The following is a 24,276-nucleotide window of genomic DNA, read 5'->3' as shown; positions in this document are numbered from 1 at the left end:
ATTAAAGAAACATCAAAGCTGTCACAAAATAATCTAAGGATTTATTTTCTGCTGTACTTGATTCACAACATCCTGAACCGTTTTACATGAAATCAATGTATAAAAATCAATTTTTATATCAAGCCTTTGAGAAATCTTCTGTGCAATACTCATCAGTTGTTTAGGTCGAATTCCCATATCCAATATTTCACTTCTATAGAAAATATCTATATTCTCATCTTTATTTTCAGAGATATATTCACGAAAAATCATTAAAACGGAATTTCCTACCTCATGGAATGTTGACTCCGTTTTAACATAAGCAGCATAAATTTGATCCTGTGCAGTTGTCTGCAAAGTTTTCCGATCAATCTTACCATTTCGAGTTAATGGGATAAGATCGACGGCTAAATATCTGGACGGAATATGAGAGTCAGGCAAATGAGCTTTTAAAAAACGCTTTAACTCTAAACCATTTAACTCAGCCGTATTATCACGATCTACTATTGTGTAAATCGCCACCAGCTCCTGTGTTTCAGTGGTTGGATGCGTACAACCCACCACAACACAGTGATGAATATTCGGATTCTTTGATAAAGTATTCTCAACTTCAGCAGCTGAAATTCTCACCCCTTTTATCTTTAAATAGCCATCTTCACGCCCGGCAAAAATAATATTTTGATCTGGTCTGAAATAACCTTGATCACTCATACGAAATGCAGTTTGTCTTTCATTTTCATTGACTTGAATCTCAATAAAGTCCTGATAATCAATCTCCCCATCGCGTAAATATCCATTTGATAAATTTATCCCTGCCATATACATCGTACCCACCTCACCAATCTGGCAAGGCTGCATATTTTCATTCAGGATAAAATATTGATTGTTCTTTAAGGCTTTTCCATAAGGAATAACATCCTGATCCTCATCACCAATTTCATGCCATATACTCCAGATTGTGGTTTCTGTAGGCCCACCCAATGAAAATAAGCGTGCATTCTGCAATTGCTGTCTTAACCTGGATATTAACGAAGGTTTTACATAGTCACCGCCTTGCGCTATTAAACGTAGCGACTGTAGTTGCTCAGTACGAGCTACACTGACTAACATATCCACAATTGCTGGAACACTGCTCCAGATCGTTACTTTATATCTATCCAATAGTTCCGCCCAAACCACAGCATTCTTACTCTGTTCAAACGATGGAACAATCAAAGTTGCACCAACCGCCATGGTAGCAAATACATCGAACACAGACATATCATGGTGAAAAGGTGTTATCGCCATAACGACATCATCAGAACCAAGCTTCCATTCTGCGATGGTATGGGATAGCACATTTGCGGTTGCCTGATTGTTTAATACAACACATTTCGGCATTCCTGTACTTCCAGACGTATATAAGTAATACGCCGGGGCACGATTGATCTCATAACCCCAGTCTGGTTCACAGGCCATCGCATTGAACAACGCCTCATTTATATTTAAATTCAGAATACCCGCCACGAATGAATCACTTACAACGATATCTGCACGACTATTAGACAATAGATAATTCAGTCTTGATGGCGGTGAATCCATATCTATAGGTAACCAAATCATCCCTGTTAACGCACATGCTAAAGCGGTATAAATATGTTCAGGACTTTTTCTCAAACAAATTGCGACCACTGATCCTATTCTTAAATCCTGCTTTTTAAATGCAGCAGCAATTTTAATGACATTCTTTCCCACTTCAGCATAGCTGATATGCTGACCATTGAATATTAATGCTGTTTTATTAGAGTTTCCACCTGATATATTTTCATAAATTTTTTGAAGATAATTCTCTAAGTTTATATTTTTACTATCAATTTTTAGTAAATCTTGATTTGAATCTTTTTGCATACAACCCAATCCTCAACACATTCGCTATCTGGTACCGTCAAATCGAACATTCAAAAATAATGTGATAAAAATACTGAAAAATAAAAATTTAAGGCATCATTGGATTTGATCCAGATAGTTTAAAATGGATTGCCAAAACAACGATTAAAAAACCTTCTCTCTTATACTCTCTGTTCAATTTTCTGACAGTTTAACAAAATAATACAAATGATAATCATTTTCAATTGCTAATTGGTTAATCTTAACTCGATAAGCCTTTTTAAGAATTAAAAATTTGACTTGATCCTTATCCATAGTCAAACCACCTAATTATTCATACACTTGTCATACACTTGGTTTGATTCAAACTATTGGTTATCCATTAGTTTTTTGTACTTTTGAATCATGGATGGTTGTCCTGTCGTGGGGCGACATGGATGTCACCGTTGGCGGACTTATTCAGACTTTCAAAGCAAAATCCGGCAATTAAAGCTTTTTTATAATCAAACAACTCATTTCCTCATGCAATTGATTTAATTTAAAATATGAATCAAAAGAAATTATATTCATGTGTATGAGTTTTTTGACAGGTTGACTATACCTCTATCTAAACTGAAGAATATGGATGGAGAATTTCGCCTTCCGTTAGGTTTTTTTCACCTTTTTCATCTTATAAAAATCAAAACGGTCAATCACAAAAGCAAGGATGGCCATACCTAATCCCAACAAGGCACAGACTGACCATCCCCAGTGTTTCCACGCATATACCGCCATAAAAGACCCCAACGCTGCGCCACCAAAATACAGAGTCATATAAATTGAATTAATCCGGGAACGCGCCTGTGCTGAAAGCCGATAAACCAGATTCTGGTTCAGCACATGAAAAGCTGATAAACCAAAATATGCCATAATGACACCAATGGCATAAAAAATGAGGGATTTCTGGGCAAAGAACAAAGGTAACCATGCAAAAATCAACAGCCATGAGCAAATCATTGCAACTTTATTTTCTCGTTTGGCTACAATCTTTTTACCAGCCCACGACGTTGCAAATACACCAGCTAGACCCACAATCCCAAATAAACCAATTTGAAAATCATTAAAATGATAAGGTGCATTGGCGAGAATAAAAGTCATCGTGGTAAAAATCAGGGCAAGCATACCAAACCCAATACCACCTGCAAGACCACGGCGCAATAAATGCGGCTGATCAATGGATAAGGAAAATAAAGAACGATAAACCTGAAAAATATTTAACTGATGATCATTTTTAGCAGTAGGTAACTTTAACCACATAATTACAGCACAAAGTAAAATCAACACACCACTCGAAAGATAAATGGTATGCCATGACCAGATGGTTGACATTAAACCTGAGATGGATCGAGCCAACAGAATACCTAAAAATAATCCTCCCATCAGTGTCCCGACCAATTGGGGACTTTTTTGAGGTGTAGTTAAGCCTGCGGCAAACGGAATTAAGACTTGTGTAGCAATGGAGAAAAAGGCAGCAAGACCAGTAAAAAGATATAAAACAGGCAGTGTTTCGCTCCAGGCAAGCCCTATTTGTGCGAGACCTGTACAACACATGAGCAAACAAATATAGCGGCGCTTTTCAAACAAATCACCCAGAGGTACCAGTAAAAATAACCCCACGGCATAGGATAATTGACCAACCACAATGGTGAACGCAACTTGCTCTGCACTCACATGCAAAGCGCCGGCAATAGAATAAATTAATGGTTGGTTATAATAGTTCGACCCAGCACAAATGCCACAGGTCATTGCCATAATAAAAATAAAACCTCTGGACAATACCTGCTGGTTTGAACGGGATCGAACATTTGAAGTCATGTTAAATGATTCTTACTAGAACTTATACATGGACGTAAAATTAACACGAGAAACATCTGCTGTTCGACCATCAAAAACCTCACGTTTGCCCAAATGATACTCTACACCGAGATCAACTTGACTCACAGGACTATAAAATACGTTGGCAGCATAATCCGTTAAACGCTTATTGGCATCCTGATTGAGTCTGGCATATTCTGTCCCATCATCATATTCAAAAACTGAAGCTGATAAATTCGCACGCCACTGATCATTAATTTTATAGCTATACCCGACATTCAAGCTATTGAGTTTATTCATCTCTATATCGGTTTTATCTTCATTTAAAGAGAAATCACCCGCTGCATTTAAATTCGCACTTCCTGCATTCGCCAAACCACTTTGCACAGTGTAAGGCATAAACTTCTGGTCACCCACAATATATTGATAGTTTGCCTGTATAGAATGTTGAGGATTAAATTGATATTTAATGCCTGCGCCTGCACCCCAACTGACTTTTTTCACTGTGTCTTTTGAAACATCAACTGATTTTTCATTGACAAAAGCTTGCCCCAATGCAGTTAAACTGCCGTCTTTAAACACATATTTAGTGGTCAACGATGGAAATGCCGAAACGCGTGAACCTGTATATTCCAAAGCAACTTTTAGAGCATGATTCTGATCAATTTTCCAGTCATAGCGAACCTGTGGCGTTCGGGTATAAGATGTCCCGACAAATTGAGTATAATCCACAGATTCTGTACGAGTTTCCATATTAGACATCAATGACCATGTTTGCCCAAAAGTCCAGTCTTTATAGTTAAAGAATGCATGGCGAATACGGAATTTACCGTCTCCCGTTCCCCAGTTGGAGCTATCAAAAAAGTCTGCTTCCACATTACCTGTCACTGCTTTATCCGGGCTATTAAAATAAACCCCTATACGACTGGCATTAATGGTTGCATCAGAACGGGCATGATCAGCACGAGCGGCACTTTCAAATGGTGTCCGAAACAAGCTGCTGGTGGTACGTCCACCTGAGTCGGGTGAAGACTTAAAATCCACTGCCGCATCCAGACGGGCAATCCCATAAACCTTGACATTATCTGCCCAGGTAATCCATGACGGTGCGATGGGTTTATCATTTACAGCTGCTTTTTCCTTTTCAACCTGCTGCACAATACTGGCTTGCTTGACCTGTAGATCATTTTGAGCCGTTTTTTGTGCTTGAAGTTCAAGCTTTAAGCGTTGTAATTCAGCCTCAAGTACATTAATTCGCTGTTCAGTGCTATCTGGTGTATTTGCGAAAACAGTCCCTGAAGCCACTGCACAGGCAGTAGCCACAATTATTTTTTTCATCTTTGTTCCTTAAAGATTTCTTAATCGTCGCTCACCTGCATCACCTGTAATGTATCCATTAACATCGCGTCATGCAGGCAAGTGTAGTTTGAGATTCAGTTGAAAAGTTTAGTGACGGACATCCATCAGTGGACAGCCTGTTACGGCCTGCAACTCATCAAAGCTCAGGCCATCCACTATTTCAATCACCTTTGCCTGCCCATGATCGAGTTCAATAATGCACAGATCTGTATAAATCCGATTGACACATTGTTCACCTGTAATGGGATAAGTCAATTGACTGACTATTTTTGGTTCCCCTTGCCTGGTGATATGTTCCATATAAACGTAAATGCTTTTTGCACCTACTGCCAGATCCATTGCGCCACCTACGGCAGGGATATCATCTTCTTTACCTGTGTACCAATTGGCCAGATCGCCATTAACTGCTACCTGAAACGCACCAATCACACAGATATCAAGATGTCCTCCACGCATGATGTCAAAAGAGTCACCATGATGCATATAGCAACCACCTTCCAATAAAGTAATCGGCTGTTTTCCTGCATTCACAAGATCTTGATCTTCCTCACTTTCTGTTGGTGGCGGACCAAAAGCCAAAATGCCATTTTCAGAATGCAAAATGATTTCTTTATCTTGAGGTAAATATTTCGCCACATTGGTTGGCAACCCAATCCCTAAATTGACATACGACCCTTCTGGAATATCCTGAGCAATGATTTTTGCAATATCTTCACGAGAACGTTTTTGAATTGACATTAGATATCTCCTACCCGTACCACATGCTGTACAAAAATCCCGGGGGTAATAATGCCTTCAGGATCAAGCATACCCAATTGCACCACTTCATTTACCTGAACAATGGTTGTTTTAGCGGCTTTCGCCATAATTGGACCAAAATTACGAGCTGCCTTACGGTAAGTAAGATTGCCCCAACGATCTGCTTTATCGGCGTAAATAAAGGCAAAGTCTGCTTCCAGTGGATACTCCAATACATAGTTTTTACCATTAATGGTGCGCGTTTCCTTGCCTTCGGCAATTTGTGTACCATAACCTGTCGGGGTAAATACTGCACCCAACCCCGCACCTGCGGCCTGAATACGACAAGCTAAATTTCCCTGTGGTACAAGCTCTAATTCAATTTTACCTGCCCGATACATATCAGGGAAAACTGTTGAGCTGACTGACTTAGGAAAAGAACAGATTAACTTTTTCACCTGTCCTGCCAGAAACAATTTCGTTAATCCGTCAGGACCTGATGAAGCATTATTGTTAATAATCGTGAGTTCTTTAGTACCGATATCGAGCAATGCTTCAATTAACTCTGCCGGCTGACCTGATGTACCAAAACCACCTGTCATGATGGTTGATCCATCAGGAATCTGCTTTAAAACTGCTTCTATATCACGGGTAACTTTATTTATCATAGGATTTTACCTTTTGCTTAAAGTTGGACCGTTGGCCTTAATCTGCTTTTTGTGGGTTATATAAACGGTCTTTGATAAACAGCAATGGAATCACGCCACAGATAAAGTAGGCCCCTGCCATCACCAGCAAGCCCAGACCAATCGAACCATTTTGAGATAAATAACCAATTGTTAATGGTGAGAAAATAGACAGCACCTTGCCAACATTATAGGCACCGCCCACTGCTGAACCACGAATCGAGGTTGGGAAACTTTCCGTCATATAGACCGCATTGATGGCGTATGGAATTCCATACAGGAAACCAAAGAACAGCATGAGCCATAAAATGTTGGCTGGGGTATTCAGGTAGACAATCACAGGAATAAACAACGCTGTCCCAATTGTACCGAAAGCAAATACCGCACGACGACCCAGCCTGTCCGCCACAATACCCGCAATGACTTTGGCAAAAATCATGATCAGGAATGTACCGACCATATACATCGCCATTTCCTTAAACTTGATCCCCAGATCAGATTCCAGATAGGCAGGCAACCAGTTACTGACTCCGTAATAACCAAACTGCAATGCACCCGTACTAATTACCCAGAGAATAAACATGGTGCCATGCTTTTTATCCTTGAAGATTTCACGGTAAGTGCTTTGTGGTTTAGCTGCCTGAGTACCGGATTCCATTCTTGCAGCCCGAAGCTGGCGTGAACGTTTCCATGACTCGGATTCAGGCACCATAAAGTGCATCAGGATAGACAGTACAATCGGGGTAATGGCAATATAGTATAGGAAACGCCAGCCGTGCTCTGGAATAATATAACCTGCCAGTAAAGTCGCCAGTAATGAACCCAGCGTATAACCTGTCATCAGGGCAGCCAATGCAGTGGAACGATGCCTGGTCGGAATCATTTCCGAGATCAGCACGTTACAGGCAATATACAGCGCACCCAGTCCCATCGAACCAAATACACGAACCGTTGCAAATTGTTCATAGGAATGGGTAAAACCCAGTCCACAGGTTAAAATTGACGAATAGGCCACAAAAAACACGATAACCCGAACTCGCCCAAAACGGTCACAGGCCCAGCCCCCCAATAAACCGCCAATTGCCGAACCAAGCAGTGTCAGACTACCCAGCGTACCTGCCTGTAAACCTGTTAAATGAAACTCTGTCTTTAAACTGGTTAAACTTAATGCAAGAAAACCCAGATCTGCGCCATCACATAACAATGCAAAAAAGGCAAAGATAAATGCGGTGACCCATATTTTTTTAGGCGTCTGAATAGCTTCAGCCGTATTGCTTTCCTGCTTTATTGTATCTGTTGTCATTTCCATATCCCCCGGAGGAAGCATGAGGCATCCTCTGCCCCATGACTGATTTAAATTCTTATTAAGTAGTCACTTCCCGAATCATATTTTTGGCAATAATGATCTGTTGAACCTGTGTGGTGCCCTCATACAGACGGAACAAACGCACGTCACGATAGAAACGCTCAATCGCATACTCGCTGATATAGCCCGCACCACCGTGAATCTGTACACAACGATCCGCAACACGACCACACATTTCAGTGGCAAACATTTTGGCGCATGAAGCTTCGGTACTCATGTTCTCACCCTTATCACGACGACGTGCAGCATCCAGTACCATACATTTCGCAGCATAGATTTCCGCTTTTGAATCTGCCAGCATGGCCTGAATCAACTGGAAACTGGCAATCGGCTGGCCAAACTGTTTACGTTCAACCGCATAATGCAAGGCATCATCCAGCATACGTTCAGCTACACCCACACTATAGGCACCAATATGCAGGCGACCTTTATCCAGTACTTTCATTGCTGTTTTAAAGCCCACGCCCTCAACACCACCGATCAGGGCAGAGGCAGGCACACGACAATTTTCAAAAATCACGTCACAGGTATGTGAACCTTTCTGACCCATTTTCTTGTCGATTTTGCCCAATGAAATACCCGGGATACCGGCTTCCACCAAAAATGCCGAAATGCCACCTGCACCCTTGATTTCAGGATTGGTACGTGCCATCACGGTAAAGGTTGAGGCATGTGGTGCATTGGTAATAAAGCGTTTAGTACCGTTTAGGATATAGCTATCACCATCTTTTACCGCAGTGGTTTTCAGTGAGGCCGCATCCGAACCCGCTTCAGGCTCAGTCAGACAAAACGAACCAATAATTTCACCACTGGCATAACGTGGCAGATATTTCTGCTTTTGCTCTTCTGTACCATCAATCACCAGACCGCTTGAACCAATACCGTTATTGGTACCAATCAGGGAACGGAACGCCGGAGAAGTATGGCCCAGTTCAAAAGCCACATTGACTTCCTCTTCCATGGTGATACCTAAACCACCGTATTCTTCAGGAATAGTCAGACCAAACAGGCCGAGTTCACGCATCTGTTGCACAATATCTTCAGGAATCCGGTCAGTTTCCGCAACCTCATGTTCCCGAGGAATCAATTCATTTTTTACAAAATCCCGAATAGTCGAGAGTAGCTGCTCCAGCATCCCTTCATCGCGAATCATTGATACACTCCCTTTTATATTTTGCTTTAGCAATTCTGAATAAACATTTCGATCAACGATGTTCAAACTTCGCACTCCGAAATCTGATTTTTCATCTTATGCATTTCATATTACGAGAACAAAAAGCAAAAATTCAAGCTTTTTTAAAAATTAATTCCGTTAAACGAAATTAAAAAAGCTACCACACTTAAATATCAATGACTTATTAATGATGGTCTATCAAATTTGTCAGCGATAAAGAAAAATTGCTTGAAATAAGTTTCAAAATAAGCATTATTATAGAAATAAAATTTTGTTATGCGAAACAAAGGATCTAAAAATGAATACAAATTCAGGGAAGCATTTTGTAGAAATCGACTTCAGTATGCCGCAAGTCGCTCTGGTTCAAATCAACCGTCCTGATGCCAGAAATGCCTTAAATGGCGAAGTCCGTAAGCAACTGGCACAGGCATTTACTGAACTGAGTTTCAATGATGATATACATGCCATTGTCCTGACAGGCGGTACAGAAGTGTTTGCTGCGGGTGCAGATTTAAAGGAAATGGCAACTGCAAACTCCACTGAAATGTTGTTACGTCATACCGAACGTTACTGGAATGCAATTGCACAATGTCCAAAGCCTGTGATTGCCGCAGTCAATGGCTATGCATTGGGCGGTGGCTGTGAATTGGCGATGCATGCCGACATTATTATTGCAGGCAAAGGTGCAATTTTCGGTCAGCCTGAAATCAAGGTCGGTTTAATGCCAGGCGCAGGTGGTACACAACGCCTATTCCGTGCGGTGGGTAAATTTCATGCCATGCGCATGATTATGACAGGGGTCATGATACCCGCCGAAGAAGCTTATCTGATCGGTCTGGTGTCCCAGGTTACTGAAGATGACGACACCATCCCCACTGCCCTGAAAATGGCGCAAAGTCTTGCCAGAATGCCACCGATTGCGCTGCAACAAATCAAGGAAGTGGCACTCATGAGTGAAGATATGCCGTTAAATGCAGGCCTCACCCTTGAACGTAAATCGTTCCAATTGCTGTTTTCAACCGAAGATAAAAATGAGGGCATCAATGCCTTTATTGAAAAACGCAAGCCAGACTATCAAGGTAAATAAATCATTAAATCCTTAAGGAATGGAACATAACATGAATAAAATTTTTTATCAGCGTAGGCAACTCAGGACAAATTTTGCTGATTGATGGTAATAGACAGTATTTAAGTTAACCGCAGTTTAAACAGCAATCGATTTTAAAGATAAAACTTTCAGGATGAGCAAAATGAGTGATCAGATTAAAACCATTGCAGTCATTGGTGTTGGCATTATGGGCAGTGGTATTGCCCAGATCGCAGCACAGTCAGGTCATGTCACCTATTTATATGATGCCAGGGCAGGCGCAGCAGAACAGGCCAGGGCCAGACTGGCAGCAACCTTTCAAAAACTGGTGGAAAAAAACAAGATTTCCGCAGAACAGGCGCAGACTGCTCATGATAATCTAATCATTGCCGAACAACTTGAAGATTTAAAAGCCTGTGATCTGATTGTTGAAGCGATTATTGAACGCCTCGACATTAAACAGGGCTTGATGCAACAACTTGAAACCATTGTCCCAGAAAATACCATTCTGGCCTCCAATACCTCTTCGCTATCGATCACGGCAATTGCAGCCAGCTGCCAGCATCCTGAACGTGTAGTGGGCTATCACTTCTTTAACCCGGTACCATTGATGAAAGTGGTGGAAGTAATTCAGGGTTTAAAAACTGATCCAGGTATTGTAGATAGACTAAATGAGCTATCTCGTACCTTTGGTCATCGTCCCGTGGTGGCAAAAGATACCCCAGGATTTATCATTAACCATGCGGGACGTGCCTACGGTACAGAAGCACTGAAAATCCTTAATGAAAATGTCTGCGACATCAGCGAAATTGACCGTATTTTACGGGATGGTGTCGGCTTCCGTATGGGGCCTTTTGAATTGATGGACTTAACAGGTCTGGATGTATCGCATCCTGTGATGGAGTCCATTTATCATCAATATTATGAAGAAGCCCGTTATCGCCCGAATCCATTGACCAGGCAAATGCTGGATGCCGGGCAACTGGGCCGTAAAGCTAGTCGGGGTTTCTACACCTATGCTACAGGCAGCAAAACGGGTGAACAGCCAGCGCAAATTGTTGAACGTCTGAAACAATATCCAGGTGTCTGGATTGATGCAGACTTCCCAGAAGATAAACAACAGTTGCTTGATTATTTAACAAGTCAGAATATTAACCTGGATACAGGCGCAACACCGCAAACAGATAGTTTATGTCTATTGGCTTGCTATGGTGAAGATACCACGCAGGCAGCGCAGCGTTTTAAGGTTAATCCTGAACATACGGTTGCCATCGACATGATATATGGTATCCAGAAACACCGTACCTTAATGCCATCTCTGGTCACCAAAGCCGATTATCGTCAAGCCGCTCACTCGATCTTTAATCTGGATGATGCAACCGTCAGCATGATTGCCGAAAGCATTGGTTTTGTGGCGCAACGTGTTCTGGCAATGGTGATCAATCTGGGCTGTGACATTGCACAGCAGAATATTGCCACTGTGGATGACATCAATGCAGCCGTGCGTCTTGGCTTAGGCTATCCATTTGGCCCGATTGAATGGGGTGACCATATCGGCAGCAAAAAGATTCTACTGACACTGGAACGGATTACCACCTTAACCCATGACCCACGTTATCGCCCAAGTCCGTGGCTACAACGCCGTGTCACCCTCAATTTACCGCTTACTTTTAACGCATAATTCTGAAAAAGGAACTTCACCATGCTGAATGCTTATATTTATGATGGTTTACGTAGCCCATTTGGTCGCCATGCAGGCGAACTGGCTTCAATTCGTCCTGATGACCTGGCTGCAACTGTAATCCAGAAATTGGTTGAAAAAACAGGTGTGCCTGCGGCTGACATCGAAGATGTCATTCTGGGCGATACCAATCAGGCAGGTGAAGACAGCCGTAATGTGGCTCGTAATGCCCTGTTGATTGCAGGTTTGCCTGTGACCGTACCGGGTCAAACGGTGAATCGTTTATGTGCCAGTGGTTTGGGTGCAATTATTGATTCTGCCCGTGCCATTACCTGTGGTGAAGGTGATTTATATATCGCAGGCGGTGTGGAAAGTATGTCCCGTGCGCCATTTGTGATGGGTAAGGCTGAAACTGCCTATAGCCGTGATGCCAAGATTTATGACACCACCATTGGCTCACGTTTTCCGAACAAAAAAATTATTGCCCAATATGGCGGCCATAGCATGCCTGAAACAGGTGACAATGTTGCCGTAGAGTTTGGTATTAGCCGTGAACAGGCCGATTTATTTGCGGCACAATCACAGGCAAAATATCAAAAAGCCAAAGAAGAAGGCTTTTTTGCAGATGAAATTACCCCAATTGAAGTATCTCAAGGTAAAAAACTGCCACCAAAATTGATTGAAGAAGATGGTCATCCCCGTCCAGGCTCAACCGTTGAAGCATTAACCAGATTAAAGCCACTGTTTGAGGATGGTGTGGTGACTGCGGGTAATGCTTCTGGAATTAACGATGGTGCAGCTGCCCTGCTCATCGGCTCAGAAGCGGCAGGTCAAAAATACGGCCTTAAACCGATGACCAGAATCCTGTCTGCGGCTGCAGCAGGAATTGAACCTCGTATCATGGGTGCTGGCCCAATTGAAGCCATTAAAAAGGCAGTTGCTCGTGCAGGCCTGACATTGGACGATATGGATATTATTGAAATCAATGAAGCCTTTGCCTCACAGGTATTATCTTGCCTTAAAGGCCTGGGTGTTGATTTTAATGATCCCCGTGTCAATCCAAATGGTGGCGCAATTGCTGTTGGCCATCCATTAGGCGCATCAGGTGCCCGCCTGGCACTCACCGTATCCCGTGAACTGATCCGTCGCAATAAAAAATATGCGGTGGTCAGCCTATGTATCGGTGTCGGTCAGGGCCTGGCAATGGTCATTGAAAACGTGGCTGCCTAACGTTTTCTTCCATTGCTTAAAAATCCATTCATCATGGCTTAAGCGTGATGAATGGATTAATTTTGTATTGCGAAATATAATGGCCCCCATTAAATGGCTATTATATTTTTGAGGATTGAATGTCTCAGCCGGTAGAAACAGAAAAAACTGAAAAAACCACCAATTTTGATGAGATACGTTTAGACCCGATTTCACATATTCATCGGGAAAATAACCCGCAATTTATTGCGTCTCTGGCTCGTGGGCTGGAACTATTACGCTGTTTTTCTGCCAGCAATCAAGTGCTGGGCAATCAGGAACTGGCAAAAATGACAGGTTTACCCAAACCAACCATTGCCCGTATTACCAATACCCTGGTTTCTTTAGGCTATTTAAAACAATTGCCTAATTCTACTAAATATACACTGGATATTGGGGTGTTATCGCTAGGCTATGCGGCCTTGTCCAATATCTCGATTCGCAATATTGCCCATCCCTATATGGAGGAGATGAGCAAATATGTACAGGCACCTGTGGCGATAGCGACCCGTGACCGTTTAAACATGATTTATATTGATGTGGTACAAACTGAAACGACATTAAATATGCGTCGCCCCATTGGTTCAACCCTGCCCCTGTATAGCAGCTCAATGGGACGGGCTTGTCTGGCCGCCACACCGGAACGGGAACGCAATTTTTTAATGGATGCGCTGAAAAAACGTCATTCTGAGAACTGGACAGCGATTCAACGTTCTTTAGAACGTGCCTTCCGGGATTATCAGGATTATGGCTATTGCCTGTCTCTGGGTGAATGGCATAAGGCGGTCAATTCGGTGGCTGTGCCTTTGGTCAGCTCCAAATATGGACTTTATGTGTTTAACTGTGGTGCGCCCAGTTTTCACCTCAATCCAGAAAAACTTGAAAATGAAATTGGTCCACATTTAATCCATATGGTGAATAACATTCAGGATGCCCTGAACGAAAGCCATTAAAACAGTATAAACCTGATTCCTGCTGCAACTGGATAAATAGCGACCTTTTTCATTGTGAAACTCTTTATGATGAAAAACTCGATTTATACGCCCACCATTATTTTAATGGCCATTGCAGCAGGCATCTGTACAGGCGGTAACTACTTTAGCCAGCCCCTGATTCACTCGATTAGCCTGAATTTGCATCTGTCCGAAACGACAACGGCATGGGTGCCGACTCTGGCGCAAATCATGTATGCCTGTGGCTTACTGTTCCTAATGCCATTGGGCGATATTCTGGAAAAACGCAATCTGCTGTTTATCTTTATGCTGCTTGATGCTGCTTGCTTCCATTGGATTAATCATCAGTGGTTTTTCCCACAATATCCATCTGCTGATTTTCGGCACCGTGATCACTGGATTATTTTCCAGTGCAGCCCAATTGCTACTTCCGCTCGCTGCTAGTCTGGTTCCAATTCAGCAGAGTGGTCGTGTGGTCGGTTTCCTGCTCAGTGGCTTGATGATGGGTGTGTTACTCGCCCGTTCCCTGTCTGGGTTAATGTCCAGTCTGTTTGCATGGAATATGATTTATCTGGTCAGTGGTTTTCTGCTACTGGCGATTGCAATTATTTTATATCGCAATATTGGCATCTTTCCCCCAACCCGGTCGGAAAACTATGCCAAAACGATTGCTTCACTTCCCTCAATTTTTCTACACAACCAGCGTCTGAGAACCCGTACCTATATTGGCGGGTTGACCTTTGCAGGCGTAAGCATGACCTTTACCACCATGTCATTGCTCTTAGCACCTGCCCCTTATAATTTTAGTGACTTTAGTATCGGGCTGTTTGGTTTTGTGGGAATACTGGGCACATTGATTACCAATTTCTCAGGCAAATTTATTGATCAGGGCTATATACATCAGATCTCAATGTGTTGCGGGATCGGGATGATCCTGAGCTGGCTGTTATTTTTATTGTTGCCTTATCATTTTGGCTTTTATATTATTGCCACCCTGTTACTTTATGCCAGTCTCTCGGCAGTCCATGTCACCAATCAAAGTATTGTATTTAAACTGAATCAACAACTCCATGCCCGTTTTAATGCCATTTATATGACCGGCTATTTTGCAGGTGGTGCATTGGGGACAACCACAGGCAGTTATGCGTGGAAGCATTTTGGCTGGACGGGTGTTTGTATACTGGGAATGATTTTTGCCTGTTTATGCCTGATCTTTTGCAGGATGGATGCAAAGCAGACCTTAAAGACAGATCATTCTTAAATCCATCCCGAGTATTTTCCATTGAAAGCAATACAGGCAACCCTGAGTCCTCTGTATTGATGAAAGGAAAACATAAAAACTATAACAACCCCATCAAACGCTGGCGAATAATATCTTCAGCGTCTTTTACAATGCGCTTTACCAACTCTTCACAGGTTGGAATATCATGGATCAAACTGGCAACCAAACCACATGACCATGCACCTGCATCCATATCACCCTCAAGCATGATTTTCGGATAAACCCCTGCCACCTGCTCAATAATATCCTCAAATTTAAGTTGATCACCCAGGGCTTTTTCAGTTGCCATAATTTTTTCAACGGCCGTATTGTTCATGACCCGTTCAGTATTGCGTAAGGAGCGCATAATCAGGCGGGTGTCCCGTTCTGTTGCATTCAGAATAGCTTGCTTGACATTGGGATGGACAGGTGCTTCCTGTGTGGCAATAAAACGGGTTCCCATATTAATGCCATCTGCTCCCATTGCCAAAGCTGCTGCCAGAGAACGGCCATCCGCCATACCACCCGAAGCCACAAATGGAATGTCCAGCGCATCGGCAGCCAACGGTAATAAGATCATGTTGGGCACATCATCCTCACCTGGATGCCCACCACATTCAAAACCGTCCACAGATACAGCATCACAGCCAATTTGCTGCGCCTTTAAACTATGGCGAACCGAGGTACATTTATGAATCACCTTAATTCCCGCAGCTTTCAGGGCAGGCATGACTGCTACTGGATTACGCCCTGCGGTTTCCACAATCCTGACGCCGCCCCTGATAATCACATCCACAAAACCAGGATAATCAGGTGTATTCACCGTCGGTAAAAAGGTTAAATTAACGCCAAAAGGCTTATCGGTCATTTCCCGACAGCGAGCAATTTCCCTGGCCAGGTTTTCAGGGGTACGCTGGGTTAGTCCTGTAATCATGCCCAGACCTCCCGCATTGGAGACTGCTGCAGCCAGTTCGGCAAAACCGACATAGTGCATGCCACCCTGAATAATCGGATGCTCAACTTCAAATAATTCGGTAATTCTGGTTTTCATCGTTGTTTCTACTCACCGCTTGTATTGCTCAGATTGTTTGTTTCCACACTTGCCTGAACATGTTTAGGTTAATAATACATTTTTGTAAATGACAATCATTACATAAATTGCAAATTCCACCGTTATTTTATCCAGAAATTTCACAATACAAAATTATATACCAAAATATAAAACATATTATTAGCAAAATACATTTCCGCTAATATCGTTTAAATTTAAAGGGATTTAAGACAGTAACTTTTAAAATTCCCTTTTTAAATCATTACTTAGCCTAATAATAAGACGTCATAATGCAACAGGAAGACAATGTAAAAGCGCAGGTTAACTACAGGCACAATCAGGCAGGAGCAGGATGGAAAAGTCCTGACCTGGACCATAAATACACCCGACAAGAAAAATGCCATTCATTATGATATATATCCAGCCATGAGTCAGGCACTGGATCAGGCTGCAATCCATGATGATATGCATGTGGTACTGCTGACAGGAGCAGATGGGTATTCACCAGTGGAGATGAATTTAAGGCTGCCCTGTCCACTTTCCAGAAAAACAGGAAAGCTGCTATACAGCCAGAATAAATTTTAGACATTGTTTTGCCCAATAAAAACCAGCGCATCATGCTGGTTTTTTTAAGTTATCCGATCTAGCTAATCTCAGTGCGGATATTATTCACCATATGTAACAGACGAGGTGCAATATCATCTTCGAGCTTTGCACGGTTCATGATAAAGCTTGGGCCACCACAGTTAAACACCAGTAAACCATGCTGCTCATGTACTAAAGGCACAGCCACCGAATTGACATCCTTATGCCATTCGCCAATCGAGAAACAATAGCCAAAATCCTGATAATCACGGAATGCCTTATCCAGATCACGATTGATTTTAATCCAGTCTTCCTTATGTTTATTGCGAATCGCATCCAATAGAAATGTCCGCTCATCTTCTGGCATGGCAGCCAGACAAGCCCGCCCCATGGAACTTAAATGAATCGGCAAATAGGTTCCAACCTGACGACGCATGGTCATGTTGCCCTTGCCCTGCACAACATCCAGATAGATCATATTCAGGCGATCACGGGCAGCCATCGCCACAGCTGCACCTGCATAATCGGCCAGATTATTCATATAGGGATGAGTAATTGAACGTATCGATACATTAGACAGCATGGAATAGCCGAATGCCAGCACACCCACTGAAAGCTGAAATTTGCTTGAGTTGGGAACCTGCTTAATATAGCCCAGACGGGACAAGGTATAGGTTAAACGGGTAATGGTCGGCTTGGGCAGACCTGTCATTTGTGCCAGTTCCTGATTACCCAGATGCTGGTGTTTGGGGGTAAAACAACGTAGCAATTCCAAGCCACGAGCCAAAGCCGTAATAAACTGACGGTCATTTTCATCCTGCATGTCTTCAATCGGATGCAACAACTCATGCCTTAAAGACACTAATAATTTTTCTGTTTGCTCGATCTCTATTGCATCTGTCATGTATTAGCCCAACCATCCATTTATTTCGCACTGCGAAAATTATAATCTATTTACTGAATAAATAGCAAAAAAGCAAACGCCACTTTTACGCTACGCCTGCTTAATTTTTTAAAATGCCTCAATACATCAGGGGCTGTTGACATTTCAGCCAATGACTCCTTTATCTTTAAGTTCCGCCAATTTCTCAGCAGACACCACCCGCCCTAAAATCAGACGGGTATGCTCTCCCAGCAACGGTGGAGCATTACGGTATTCAACAGGTGTACGTGACAACTTAATTGGAGAACCAATCAAAGTCAGGTTTTCACGCAGAGGATGCGGCATATGAATCAACATATTACGGGCAATGACCTGCGGCTCTTTAAATGCCTGTTGCAGATTATTAATCACACCCACAGGCACTTTTACCGCATGAATTGCAGCAACCCATTCATCCGCAGTTTTATTCAAAAAATGCTGTGATAAGATTTCAACGATTTCAGAGCGATGCCTGATCCGATCTGCATTACGTTTAAAACGAGTATCATTGGGCAACTCAGGCAACCCAATACTATTACACAATTGAACAAACTGACCATCATTACCACAGGCAATGATAAATTCCCGATCCGATGCTTTAAATACCTGATACGGCACAATGTTGGCGTGAGCATTGCCATAACGTACAGGCACTTTACCTGAAGATAAATAATTCATACCCTGACTGGCGAGGGTCGCAATCTGTACATCCAGCAGCGCCATATCAATATATTGTCCCAGCCCCGTGCTATGACGGTTCAGCAAAGCCGCCTGAATGGCAATGGTTGAATATAAACCCGTGGTTAAATCAGAAAAAGCCACACCCACTTTTTGCGGGCCGCCTCCAGGCAGATCATCCTGTTCCCCAGTCACCGACATCAGGCCACCCATGCCCTGAATAATAAAATCATAGCCAGGTTCTTCGGCACGTGGGCCATTTTGACCAAAACCCGTAATGGAACAATACACCAGTTTCGGATTAATCGCAGACAGTGAATCATAGTCCAGCCCATATTTCCTGAGTGAACCTGCTTTATAATTTTCGATGACCACATCAGTATCCTGAATCAGGGCCTTAATCAACTCCTGCCCATTAGGACTGGCAATATCAATGGCAACCGACAATTTATTGCGGTTGGTCGACTGATAATAGGCGGCTTCATGGGTATCTTCGCCTGCATCATTTTTCATCCACGGCGGGCCCCATAGACGGGTATCATCACCCAGTTCCGGCCGTTCAACCTTGATCACTTCCGCACCCAGATCGGCAAGGATTTGACCACACCAGGGCCCTGCCAACACCCGACTTAAATCCAGTACCCGAATTCCGTTTAAAGCACCCATTTTTCAATCCACTCACTGATCTTGATTATGCCTACTCCCTTTCAGGAGAATCGATATAAATTTCGCATAGCGATATTATTTTTCAATATACTCTTCTCTATCTAAAAATCAATTTTTAATTTTTGAATCCATTGAAATCAAGGATTATCAATTAATATATACTTTATAAATCAACCAATTAAAATATTCATAATATATCGCATTGCAGGAAATCGGAATCCACCTGTCCGCTAAGGCCAGGGGCTGAAATATCAAATGATAGGGCAAGATGCTATGGATAGGTTAAACATTTAAGAGATTTCTGAGTAAATTCAATTACTTTAACATAAATCAAAGTGATTATGGTCTTATGTCGGTAATGGATTATGACTACAAGTTATAGTAATAATGTTCGTGCAATACGTTCATATACATGGAAAATTGCATTTATTTTTGTCTTTCTCGTCTTGCTGATTAATGACTCAGACCGTGTTATTGCCGTATAGCCTCAACAGCATTAAAGCCGGCCCTGGACTTAGTTCAGTACAGGCTGAGTGTCAAGCAGCTTACCCTTGCAGGCATGGCAGCAATCGCTGCCTACAAAGAAATATTAAGAGTAAACAAAACTCTGAAAATATCTCAACCCTTAAGTTAATGTTTCAAGATAAACGCAATCGCAAAAGAAAAGCAATTGATCCTCAAAAAACTGAATGTAAATTTTAAAACGCTAAGCCAGCTAATTAGCTGGCTTTTTTGTATATTCAAAACATTTTCCATCAATGGGAGTTTTTTAATTGCCATAACATAAAAAATAAACTAAAGTATCGCTGAGCGAAATAGAATTTCTTAAAATGGAAGATTTAAAAAGAGAGTCAATGGAGTTTGACGTAGTCATCGTAGGCGCTGGACCTGCGGGTTTATCTGCTGCGATTAAAATTCGTCAATTAGCGATTGAAAACAACCTACCGGATCTTTCTGTTTGTGTGGTTGAAAAAGGCTCTGAAGTTGGTGCGCATATCCTCTCTGGTGCTGTACTTGAACCACGTGCCATGAATGAATTGTTCCCGAACTGGAAAGAAGAAGGCGCGCCGCTGAATGTTCCGGTTACGGGAGACAAGACTTATTTCCTGATGTCTGCTGAAAAATCTCAGGAAGCACCGCACTGGATGGTTCCTAAAACCATGCACAATGATGGCAATTATGTCATTTCATTGGGTAATGTTGTTCGCTGGTTAGGTCAAAAAGCTGAGGAATTAGAAGTTTCAATCTTCCCGGGCTTTGCTGCTTCAGAAATTCTTTATCATGAAGACGGCACAGTAAAAGGTATTCAAACAGGTGATATGGGTATTGGCAAAAATGGTGAGCCAACACATAACTTCACGCCTGGTTATGAACTGCATACCAAATATACCTTATTTGCTGAAGGCTGCCGTGGTCACCTCGGTAAACGCCTGATTACAAAATTCAATCTTGATAAAGATGCTGATCCCCAACACTACGGTATCGGGATTAAAGAACTCTGGGAAATCGATCCTGCGAAACATAAGCCAGGCTTAGTAATGCACGGTGCAGGTTGGCCTTTGTCTGAAACAGGTTCTTCTGGCGGTTGGTGGTTATACCACGCTGAAAATAACCAAGTAACTTTGGGTATGATCGTCGATTTATCGTATGAAAATCCGCACATGTACCCATTCATGGAAATGCAGCGCTGGAAAACACACCCAACCATCAAGCAATTCCTTGAAGGCGGTAAACGTATTGCTTACGGTGCACGTGCAGTCGTCAAAGGTGGTTTTAACGCTTTACCTAAGCTTACTTTCCCAGGCGGTTGCTTAATCGGTGATGATGCTGGTTTCCTGAACTTCGCAAAAATCAAAGGCTCACACACTGCAATGAAATCCGGTATGTTGTGTGGCGAAGCAGTCTTTGAAGCGATTGCTGCGGGTGTTGCCAAAGGTGGTGATCTTGCGATTGCACGCGTACTCGAAGGCGACGACCATTTCGACAAAGAGCTTACCTCTTATACTGACAAATATAACAATTCCTGGTTAAAAGAAGAGTTATATCGCTCACGCAACTTTGGTCCAGCGATGCACAAGTTTGGTCAATGGGTGGGCGGTGCATTTAACTTTATCGATCAAAACATCTTTAAAGTGCCATTCACTTTGCATGATCTTAAACAAGACTTTGCAGTGCTTAAAACTGCGGATGCTTCAACGTTTAAACCAAACTATCCAAAACCAGATGGCAGGCTCACCTTTGACCGTCTGTCTTCTGTATTCGTATCAAACACTGTACATGAAGAAAACCAGCCTGCGCATTTGAAGTTAACTGATCCTTCAATTCCAGTGAACCTTAACTTACCAAAATGGGATGAGCCAGCTCAACGCTACTGCCCTGCGGGTGTTTACGAAATTATGGAAAATGATGATGGTTCCAGGCATTTCCAGATTAATGCTGCGAACTGTGTTCACTGTAAGACATGTGACATTAAAGATCCGTCACAAAATATCACTTGGGTAACACCTGAAGGTGGAGGTGGTCCTAACTATCCAAACATGTAATGATTGGATAGTTTTGCGGAGATTTAATTGCTCTATCCCGAACAAATTGAGGTATTACTACTCTCGATTTTAATTTTTTAGGTAAGCTTAGTTCCTGCGGGAGCTAAGCTTAAAAACAAATTGATAGGAATTTTATAAAACAATCATGAAGGAATAAATAATGAGCCGTGTAGAGTTTAACTGGAATGACCCTTTTCTAATTGAGCAACAACTGAGCGAAGAAGAACGCATGATTCGTGATACAGCCCATGCATTCTGCCAGGACAGGTTAATGCCACGGGTACTTGATCAATTCCGTCATGAAAAAACTGATCCGCAAATCTTTAGAGAAATGGGAGAGTTAGGCCTACTCGGACCCACCATCCCAGAACAATATGGTGGTGCAGGCTTGAATTATGTGAGCTATGGTCTGATTGCCCGTGAAATTGAGCGTGTAGACTCTGGCTATCGCTCTATGGCAAGTGTGCAAAGCTCATTGGTTATGGTCCCAATTAATGAGTTTGGTACAGAACAGCAAAAACAGAAATACTTACCTAAACTTGCAACTGGTGAGTGGATTGGTTGTTTTGGATTAACAGAACCTGATCATGGGTCAGATCCTGGCAGCATGGTTAGTCGCGCCAAAAAAGTAGAAGGTGGTTACCGTTTAAGTGGCTCAAAGATGTGGATTACCAACAGCCCGATTGCGGATGTTTTTGTGGTATGGGCTAAAGAGGTTTCGCCTGAAGGAAATGTCGGTCCTATTCGTGGCTTTATTTTAGAAAAAGGCTGGCAAGGGCTTTCTGCTCCAGCAATTCACGGTAAAGTCGGTTTAAGAGCCTCTATTACAGGTGAAATTGTCATGGATCAGGTTTTTGTTCCTGAAGAAAATGCATTTCCCGAGGTCCGCGGCTTAAAGGGCCCTTTCACCTGCTTAAACAGTGCCCGTTATGGCATTGCCTGGGGTGCAATGGGTGCAGCTGAATTTTGCTGGCATACTGCACGTCAATACACCCTGGATCGAAAACAGTTTGGTAAACCACTTGCTGCCAATCAGCTCATTCAAAAGAAACTTGCGGACATGCAAACTGAAATTGCGCTCGGTTTACAGATTGCTCTTCGATTTGGCCGAATGAAAGATGAAGGTATCGCATCGCTTGAAGCCACATCACTGATTAAAAGAAATAACTGTGGAAAAGCATTGGATATCGCTCGCCTGGCACGAGATATGCTGGGTGGAAATGGTATCAGCGATGAATTTGGGATTGCTCGTCACCTGGTCAATCTTGAAGTTGTGAATACCTATGAAGGAACCCATGATGTACATGCGTTAATTCTGGGTCGTGCTCAAACGGGACTGGCGGCTTTTTAAATCAGAATATTCCATAAGTGTACCAGCTCAAACCTGATCTGGCAGTTACCTATTTTTATTGTGTCTGTCAGTTTAAATTTAAGCTAAATTCTTTTCAGCCCGGTAATCCTCCCATAAATAACCGAAGTTAAAAGTAGAAGTTAAGCAGCCATTGACCTCCTCCCCAAACAACGCAGGATTAAATACATCACAATAGTGCTTTTGCGTACTTCCACGCTTATGATGCCATTTTCCCTGGGTTTAACAAACCTTGAGGATCAAAGTCTTGTTGTGCCTGAATAATTGCAGGATCCAAGTGACCGGCATGTTTACCATCCGCCAGGGTATAAACATGAGGATCATAAACCCGTACCCCTAATTGTCGGTGAATTTCAATCAATTCACGCAGCCGCGCATCATTACGATAGCGAACCAAAGGCATATAGCCACATGTAAATTAAAGGCTACATTTCTTTAAATTCGACACCAAAAACCCATTCTTAGAAATAACCATAGTCACTTTTCCATTGAGGAAGAGCTTAGAGTCTATCCAATGTAGTTCAAAAAGTGCATTTGGCTATATTAGTTCCGACTTGATCTGACACAGGTCTTGAAAAAGAAGAAGTTACCGATTTTGATTAAAGGTATCGAATCTCAATCAATAAAGGTAACTTCTCATGTTGCATACTGACAATCAAATCATCAAACACAAAGTGGTGGCAGCCCATTATTCATTTGCCTAAAAAGTATTGCTATATTAAACACTCATAAGTAAATAAAGTAGATGCGGTTATGAGATTGGAATTTCTTTTACCTGATGCACCATTATTGCGTGAGATCGCTAAACCTGTGACAGATTTTGGGAGTACAGAGCTCCAGATTCTTGTTGAAAATATGTTTGAAACAATGCGTGAAGGAGGTGGTGTTGGATTGGCTGCACCACAGGTTGGCATTTTACTTCGGGTTATTATTTTTGAATTTTCAGGAAGTGAACGTGCACCGAATGCGAATCCAATTCCTCCCACGGTACTAATTAACCCAGAGATTTCCTATGCCGAAGGAGAAGCAGAAGAAGACTGGGAAGGTTGCTTTAGTGTTCCTAGTCAAAGAGGCTGGATTTCGCGCCCTACTCTTATTCACTATCAAGCACAGGGATTAAATGGTGAACATATTAAAGGTGAGGCTGAAGGTTTTCATGCAAGAATTATAGCACGAAATTGATCATCTTAATGGTATTCTTGTCCACTTC

18 protein-coding genes and 1 pseudogene are annotated in these 24,276 nt (G+C 42.4%); 8 read left to right on the top strand and 11 right to left on the bottom strand.

The window, feature by feature from the left end; genetic code table 11:
• Positions 1-33: 33 nt before the first annotated feature.
• The 7 genes from ACT6PV_RS04590 to ACT6PV_RS04560 form a co-directional block, all read right to left on the bottom strand.
• Positions 34-1,866: an AMP-binding protein gene (locus ACT6PV_RS04590; RefSeq protein WP_445115285.1), complete on the bottom strand. Its 1,833-nt coding sequence runs from the start codon at positions 1,864-1,866 to the stop codon at positions 34-36.
• Between the two features lie 624 nt (positions 1,867-2,490).
• Complete coding sequence (locus tag ACT6PV_RS04585) at positions 2,491-3,699, bottom strand: MFS transporter (protein WP_445115284.1); 1,209 nt, start codon at positions 3,697-3,699, stop codon at positions 2,491-2,493.
• 15 nt (positions 3,700-3,714) lie between these two features.
• Positions 3,715-5,037 carry an outer membrane trimeric porin-like protein DcaP gene (dcaP, locus tag ACT6PV_RS04580; RefSeq protein WP_445115283.1) on the bottom strand — a complete coding sequence of 441 codons (1,323 nt, stop codon included), beginning with the start codon at positions 5,035-5,037 and terminating at the stop codon, positions 3,715-3,717.
• Between the two features lie 108 nt (positions 5,038-5,145).
• Complete coding sequence (locus ACT6PV_RS04575; protein ID WP_445115282.1) at positions 5,146-5,796, bottom strand: 3-oxoacid CoA-transferase subunit B; 651 nt, start codon at positions 5,794-5,796, stop codon at positions 5,146-5,148.
• Positions 5,796-6,464 (bottom strand): 3-oxoacid CoA-transferase subunit A, encoded by a 669-nt coding sequence (locus ACT6PV_RS04570; RefSeq protein WP_445115281.1) that lies wholly within the window; start codon positions 6,462-6,464, stop codon positions 5,796-5,798. The genes ACT6PV_RS04575 and ACT6PV_RS04570 overlap by 1 nt, the downstream gene beginning before the upstream one ends.
• 37 nt (positions 6,465-6,501) lie before the next feature.
• Complete coding sequence (locus ACT6PV_RS04565; RefSeq protein WP_445117032.1) at positions 6,502-7,785, bottom strand: MFS transporter; 1,284 nt, start codon at positions 7,783-7,785, stop codon at positions 6,502-6,504.
• A gap of 61 nt (positions 7,786-7,846) precedes the next feature.
• Positions 7,847-9,001: an acyl-CoA dehydrogenase family protein gene (locus tag ACT6PV_RS04560; protein WP_445115280.1), complete on the bottom strand. Its 1,155-nt coding sequence runs from the start codon at positions 8,999-9,001 to the stop codon at positions 7,847-7,849.
• A gap of 319 nt (positions 9,002-9,320) precedes the next feature.
• Here ACT6PV_RS04560 and ACT6PV_RS04555 point away from each other — a divergent pair, with 319 nt between their 5' ends.
• From ACT6PV_RS04555 to ACT6PV_RS04535, 5 genes and pseudogenes are all read left to right on the top strand, one after another.
• Positions 9,321-10,109, top strand: a complete 789-nt coding sequence (locus ACT6PV_RS04555) for an enoyl-CoA hydratase (protein ID WP_445115279.1) — start codon at positions 9,321-9,323, stop codon at positions 10,107-10,109.
• Positions 10,110-10,272: 163 nt separating this feature from the next.
• Entirely contained in the window at positions 10,273-11,790 is a 1,518-nt protein-coding gene (locus ACT6PV_RS04550) for a 3-hydroxyacyl-CoA dehydrogenase (RefSeq protein WP_445115278.1), read from the top strand.
• Positions 11,791-11,811: 21 nt separating this feature from the next.
• On the top strand, positions 11,812-13,020 hold the full coding sequence (locus ACT6PV_RS04545) for a 3-oxoadipyl-CoA thiolase (protein ID WP_445115277.1): 1,209 nt from the start codon (positions 11,812-11,814) through the stop codon (positions 13,018-13,020).
• Between the two features lie 119 nt (positions 13,021-13,139).
• On the top strand, positions 13,140-13,991 hold the full coding sequence (locus ACT6PV_RS04540) for an IclR family transcriptional regulator (RefSeq protein WP_445115276.1): 852 nt from the start codon (positions 13,140-13,142) through the stop codon (positions 13,989-13,991).
• A 66-nt stretch (positions 13,992-14,057) separates the two neighbouring features.
• A pseudogene (locus ACT6PV_RS04535) lies at positions 14,058-15,252 on the top strand (MFS transporter).
• Positions 15,253-15,331: 79 nt separating this feature from the next.
• On the opposite strand, the gene ACT6PV_RS04530 reads toward ACT6PV_RS04535, so the two are convergent.
• The 3 genes from ACT6PV_RS04530 to ACT6PV_RS04520 form a co-directional block, all read right to left on the bottom strand.
• Positions 15,332-16,303 (bottom strand): NAD(P)H-dependent flavin oxidoreductase, encoded by a 972-nt coding sequence (locus tag ACT6PV_RS04530; protein WP_445115275.1) that lies wholly within the window; start codon positions 16,301-16,303, stop codon positions 15,332-15,334.
• Positions 16,304-16,946: 643 nt separating this feature from the next.
• Positions 16,947-17,792: an IclR family transcriptional regulator gene (locus ACT6PV_RS04525; protein WP_445115274.1), complete on the bottom strand. Its 846-nt coding sequence runs from the start codon at positions 17,790-17,792 to the stop codon at positions 16,947-16,949.
• A 144-nt stretch (positions 17,793-17,936) separates the two neighbouring features.
• The gene (locus ACT6PV_RS04520; RefSeq protein WP_445115273.1) at positions 17,937-19,154 is read right to left on the bottom strand and encodes a CaiB/BaiF CoA transferase family protein; all 1,218 of its coding nucleotides are present in this window, start codon (positions 19,152-19,154) and stop codon (positions 17,937-17,939) included.
• An 830-nt stretch (positions 19,155-19,984) separates the two neighbouring features.
• Here ACT6PV_RS04520 and ACT6PV_RS04515 point away from each other — a divergent pair.
• Entirely contained in the window at positions 19,985-21,697 is a 1,713-nt protein-coding gene (locus tag ACT6PV_RS04515; RefSeq protein WP_445115272.1) for a 4Fe-4S dicluster domain-containing protein, read from the top strand.
• A gap of 160 nt (positions 21,698-21,857) precedes the next feature.
• Positions 21,858-23,048 (top strand): acyl-CoA dehydrogenase, encoded by a 1,191-nt coding sequence (locus tag ACT6PV_RS04510; RefSeq protein ID WP_445115271.1) that lies wholly within the window; start codon positions 21,858-21,860, stop codon positions 23,046-23,048.
• Positions 23,049-23,265: 217 nt separating this feature from the next.
• Here ACT6PV_RS04510 and ACT6PV_RS04505 read toward each other — a convergent pair whose 3' ends face one another.
• The gene (locus tag ACT6PV_RS04505; protein ID WP_445115270.1) at positions 23,266-23,469 is read right to left on the bottom strand and encodes a hypothetical protein; all 204 of its coding nucleotides are present in this window, start codon (positions 23,467-23,469) and stop codon (positions 23,266-23,268) included.
• Between the two features lie 356 nt (positions 23,470-23,825).
• Between ACT6PV_RS04505 and ACT6PV_RS04500 the strand changes: the two genes are divergently transcribed.
• Positions 23,826-24,248 (top strand): peptide deformylase, encoded by a 423-nt coding sequence (locus ACT6PV_RS04500; RefSeq protein WP_445115269.1) that lies wholly within the window; start codon positions 23,826-23,828, stop codon positions 24,246-24,248.
• Positions 24,249-24,276: the final 28 nt, after the last annotated feature.

The organism is Acinetobacter sp. WZC-1, assembly GCF_052544965.1.
The sequence above is the reverse complement of the archived record's forward strand: the minus strand, read 5'-3'. Positions and strand labels throughout refer to the sequence as shown.

Bases quoted from the DNA above. Each gene is read 5' to 3' on its own strand.
- ACT6PV_RS04590 (WP_445115285.1), bottom strand. From the start codon at position 1,866: ATGCAAAAAGATTCAAATCAAGATTTACTAAAAATTGATAGTAAAAAT.
- ACT6PV_RS04585 (WP_445115284.1), bottom strand. From the start codon at position 3,699: ATGACTTCAAATGTTCGATCCCGTTCAAACCAGCAGGTATTGTCCAGA.
- dcaP (WP_445115283.1), bottom strand. From the start codon at position 5,037: ATGAAAAAAATAATTGTGGCTACTGCCTGTGCAGTGGCTTCAGGGACT.
- ACT6PV_RS04575 (WP_445115282.1), bottom strand. From the start codon at position 5,796: ATGTCAATTCAAAAACGTTCTCGTGAAGATATTGCAAAAATCATTGCT.
- ACT6PV_RS04570 (WP_445115281.1), bottom strand. From the start codon at position 6,464: ATGATAAATAAAGTTACCCGTGATATAGAAGCAGTTTTAAAGCAGATT.
- ACT6PV_RS04565 (WP_445117032.1), bottom strand. From the start codon at position 7,785: ATGACAACAGATACAATAAAGCAGGAAAGCAATACGGCTGAAGCTATT.
- ACT6PV_RS04560 (WP_445115280.1), bottom strand. From the start codon at position 9,001: ATGATTCGCGATGAAGGGATGCTGGAGCAGCTACTCTCGACTATTCGG.
- ACT6PV_RS04555 (WP_445115279.1), top strand. From the start codon at position 9,321: ATGAATACAAATTCAGGGAAGCATTTTGTAGAAATCGACTTCAGTATG.
- ACT6PV_RS04550 (WP_445115278.1), top strand. From the start codon at position 10,273: ATGAGTGATCAGATTAAAACCATTGCAGTCATTGGTGTTGGCATTATG.
- ACT6PV_RS04545 (WP_445115277.1), top strand. From the start codon at position 11,812: ATGCTGAATGCTTATATTTATGATGGTTTACGTAGCCCATTTGGTCGC.
- ACT6PV_RS04540 (WP_445115276.1), top strand. From the start codon at position 13,140: ATGTCTCAGCCGGTAGAAACAGAAAAAACTGAAAAAACCACCAATTTT.
- ACT6PV_RS04530 (WP_445115275.1), bottom strand. From the start codon at position 16,303: ATGAAAACCAGAATTACCGAATTATTTGAAGTTGAGCATCCGATTATT.
- ACT6PV_RS04525 (WP_445115274.1), bottom strand. From the start codon at position 17,792: ATGACAGATGCAATAGAGATCGAGCAAACAGAAAAATTATTAGTGTCT.
- ACT6PV_RS04520 (WP_445115273.1), bottom strand. From the start codon at position 19,154: ATGGGTGCTTTAAACGGAATTCGGGTACTGGATTTAAGTCGGGTGTTG.
- ACT6PV_RS04515 (WP_445115272.1), top strand. From the start codon at position 19,985: ATGGAAGATTTAAAAAGAGAGTCAATGGAGTTTGACGTAGTCATCGTA.
- ACT6PV_RS04510 (WP_445115271.1), top strand. From the start codon at position 21,858: ATGAGCCGTGTAGAGTTTAACTGGAATGACCCTTTTCTAATTGAGCAA.
- ACT6PV_RS04505 (WP_445115270.1), bottom strand. From the start codon at position 23,469: ATGCCTTTGGTTCGCTATCGTAATGATGCGCGGCTGCGTGAATTGATT.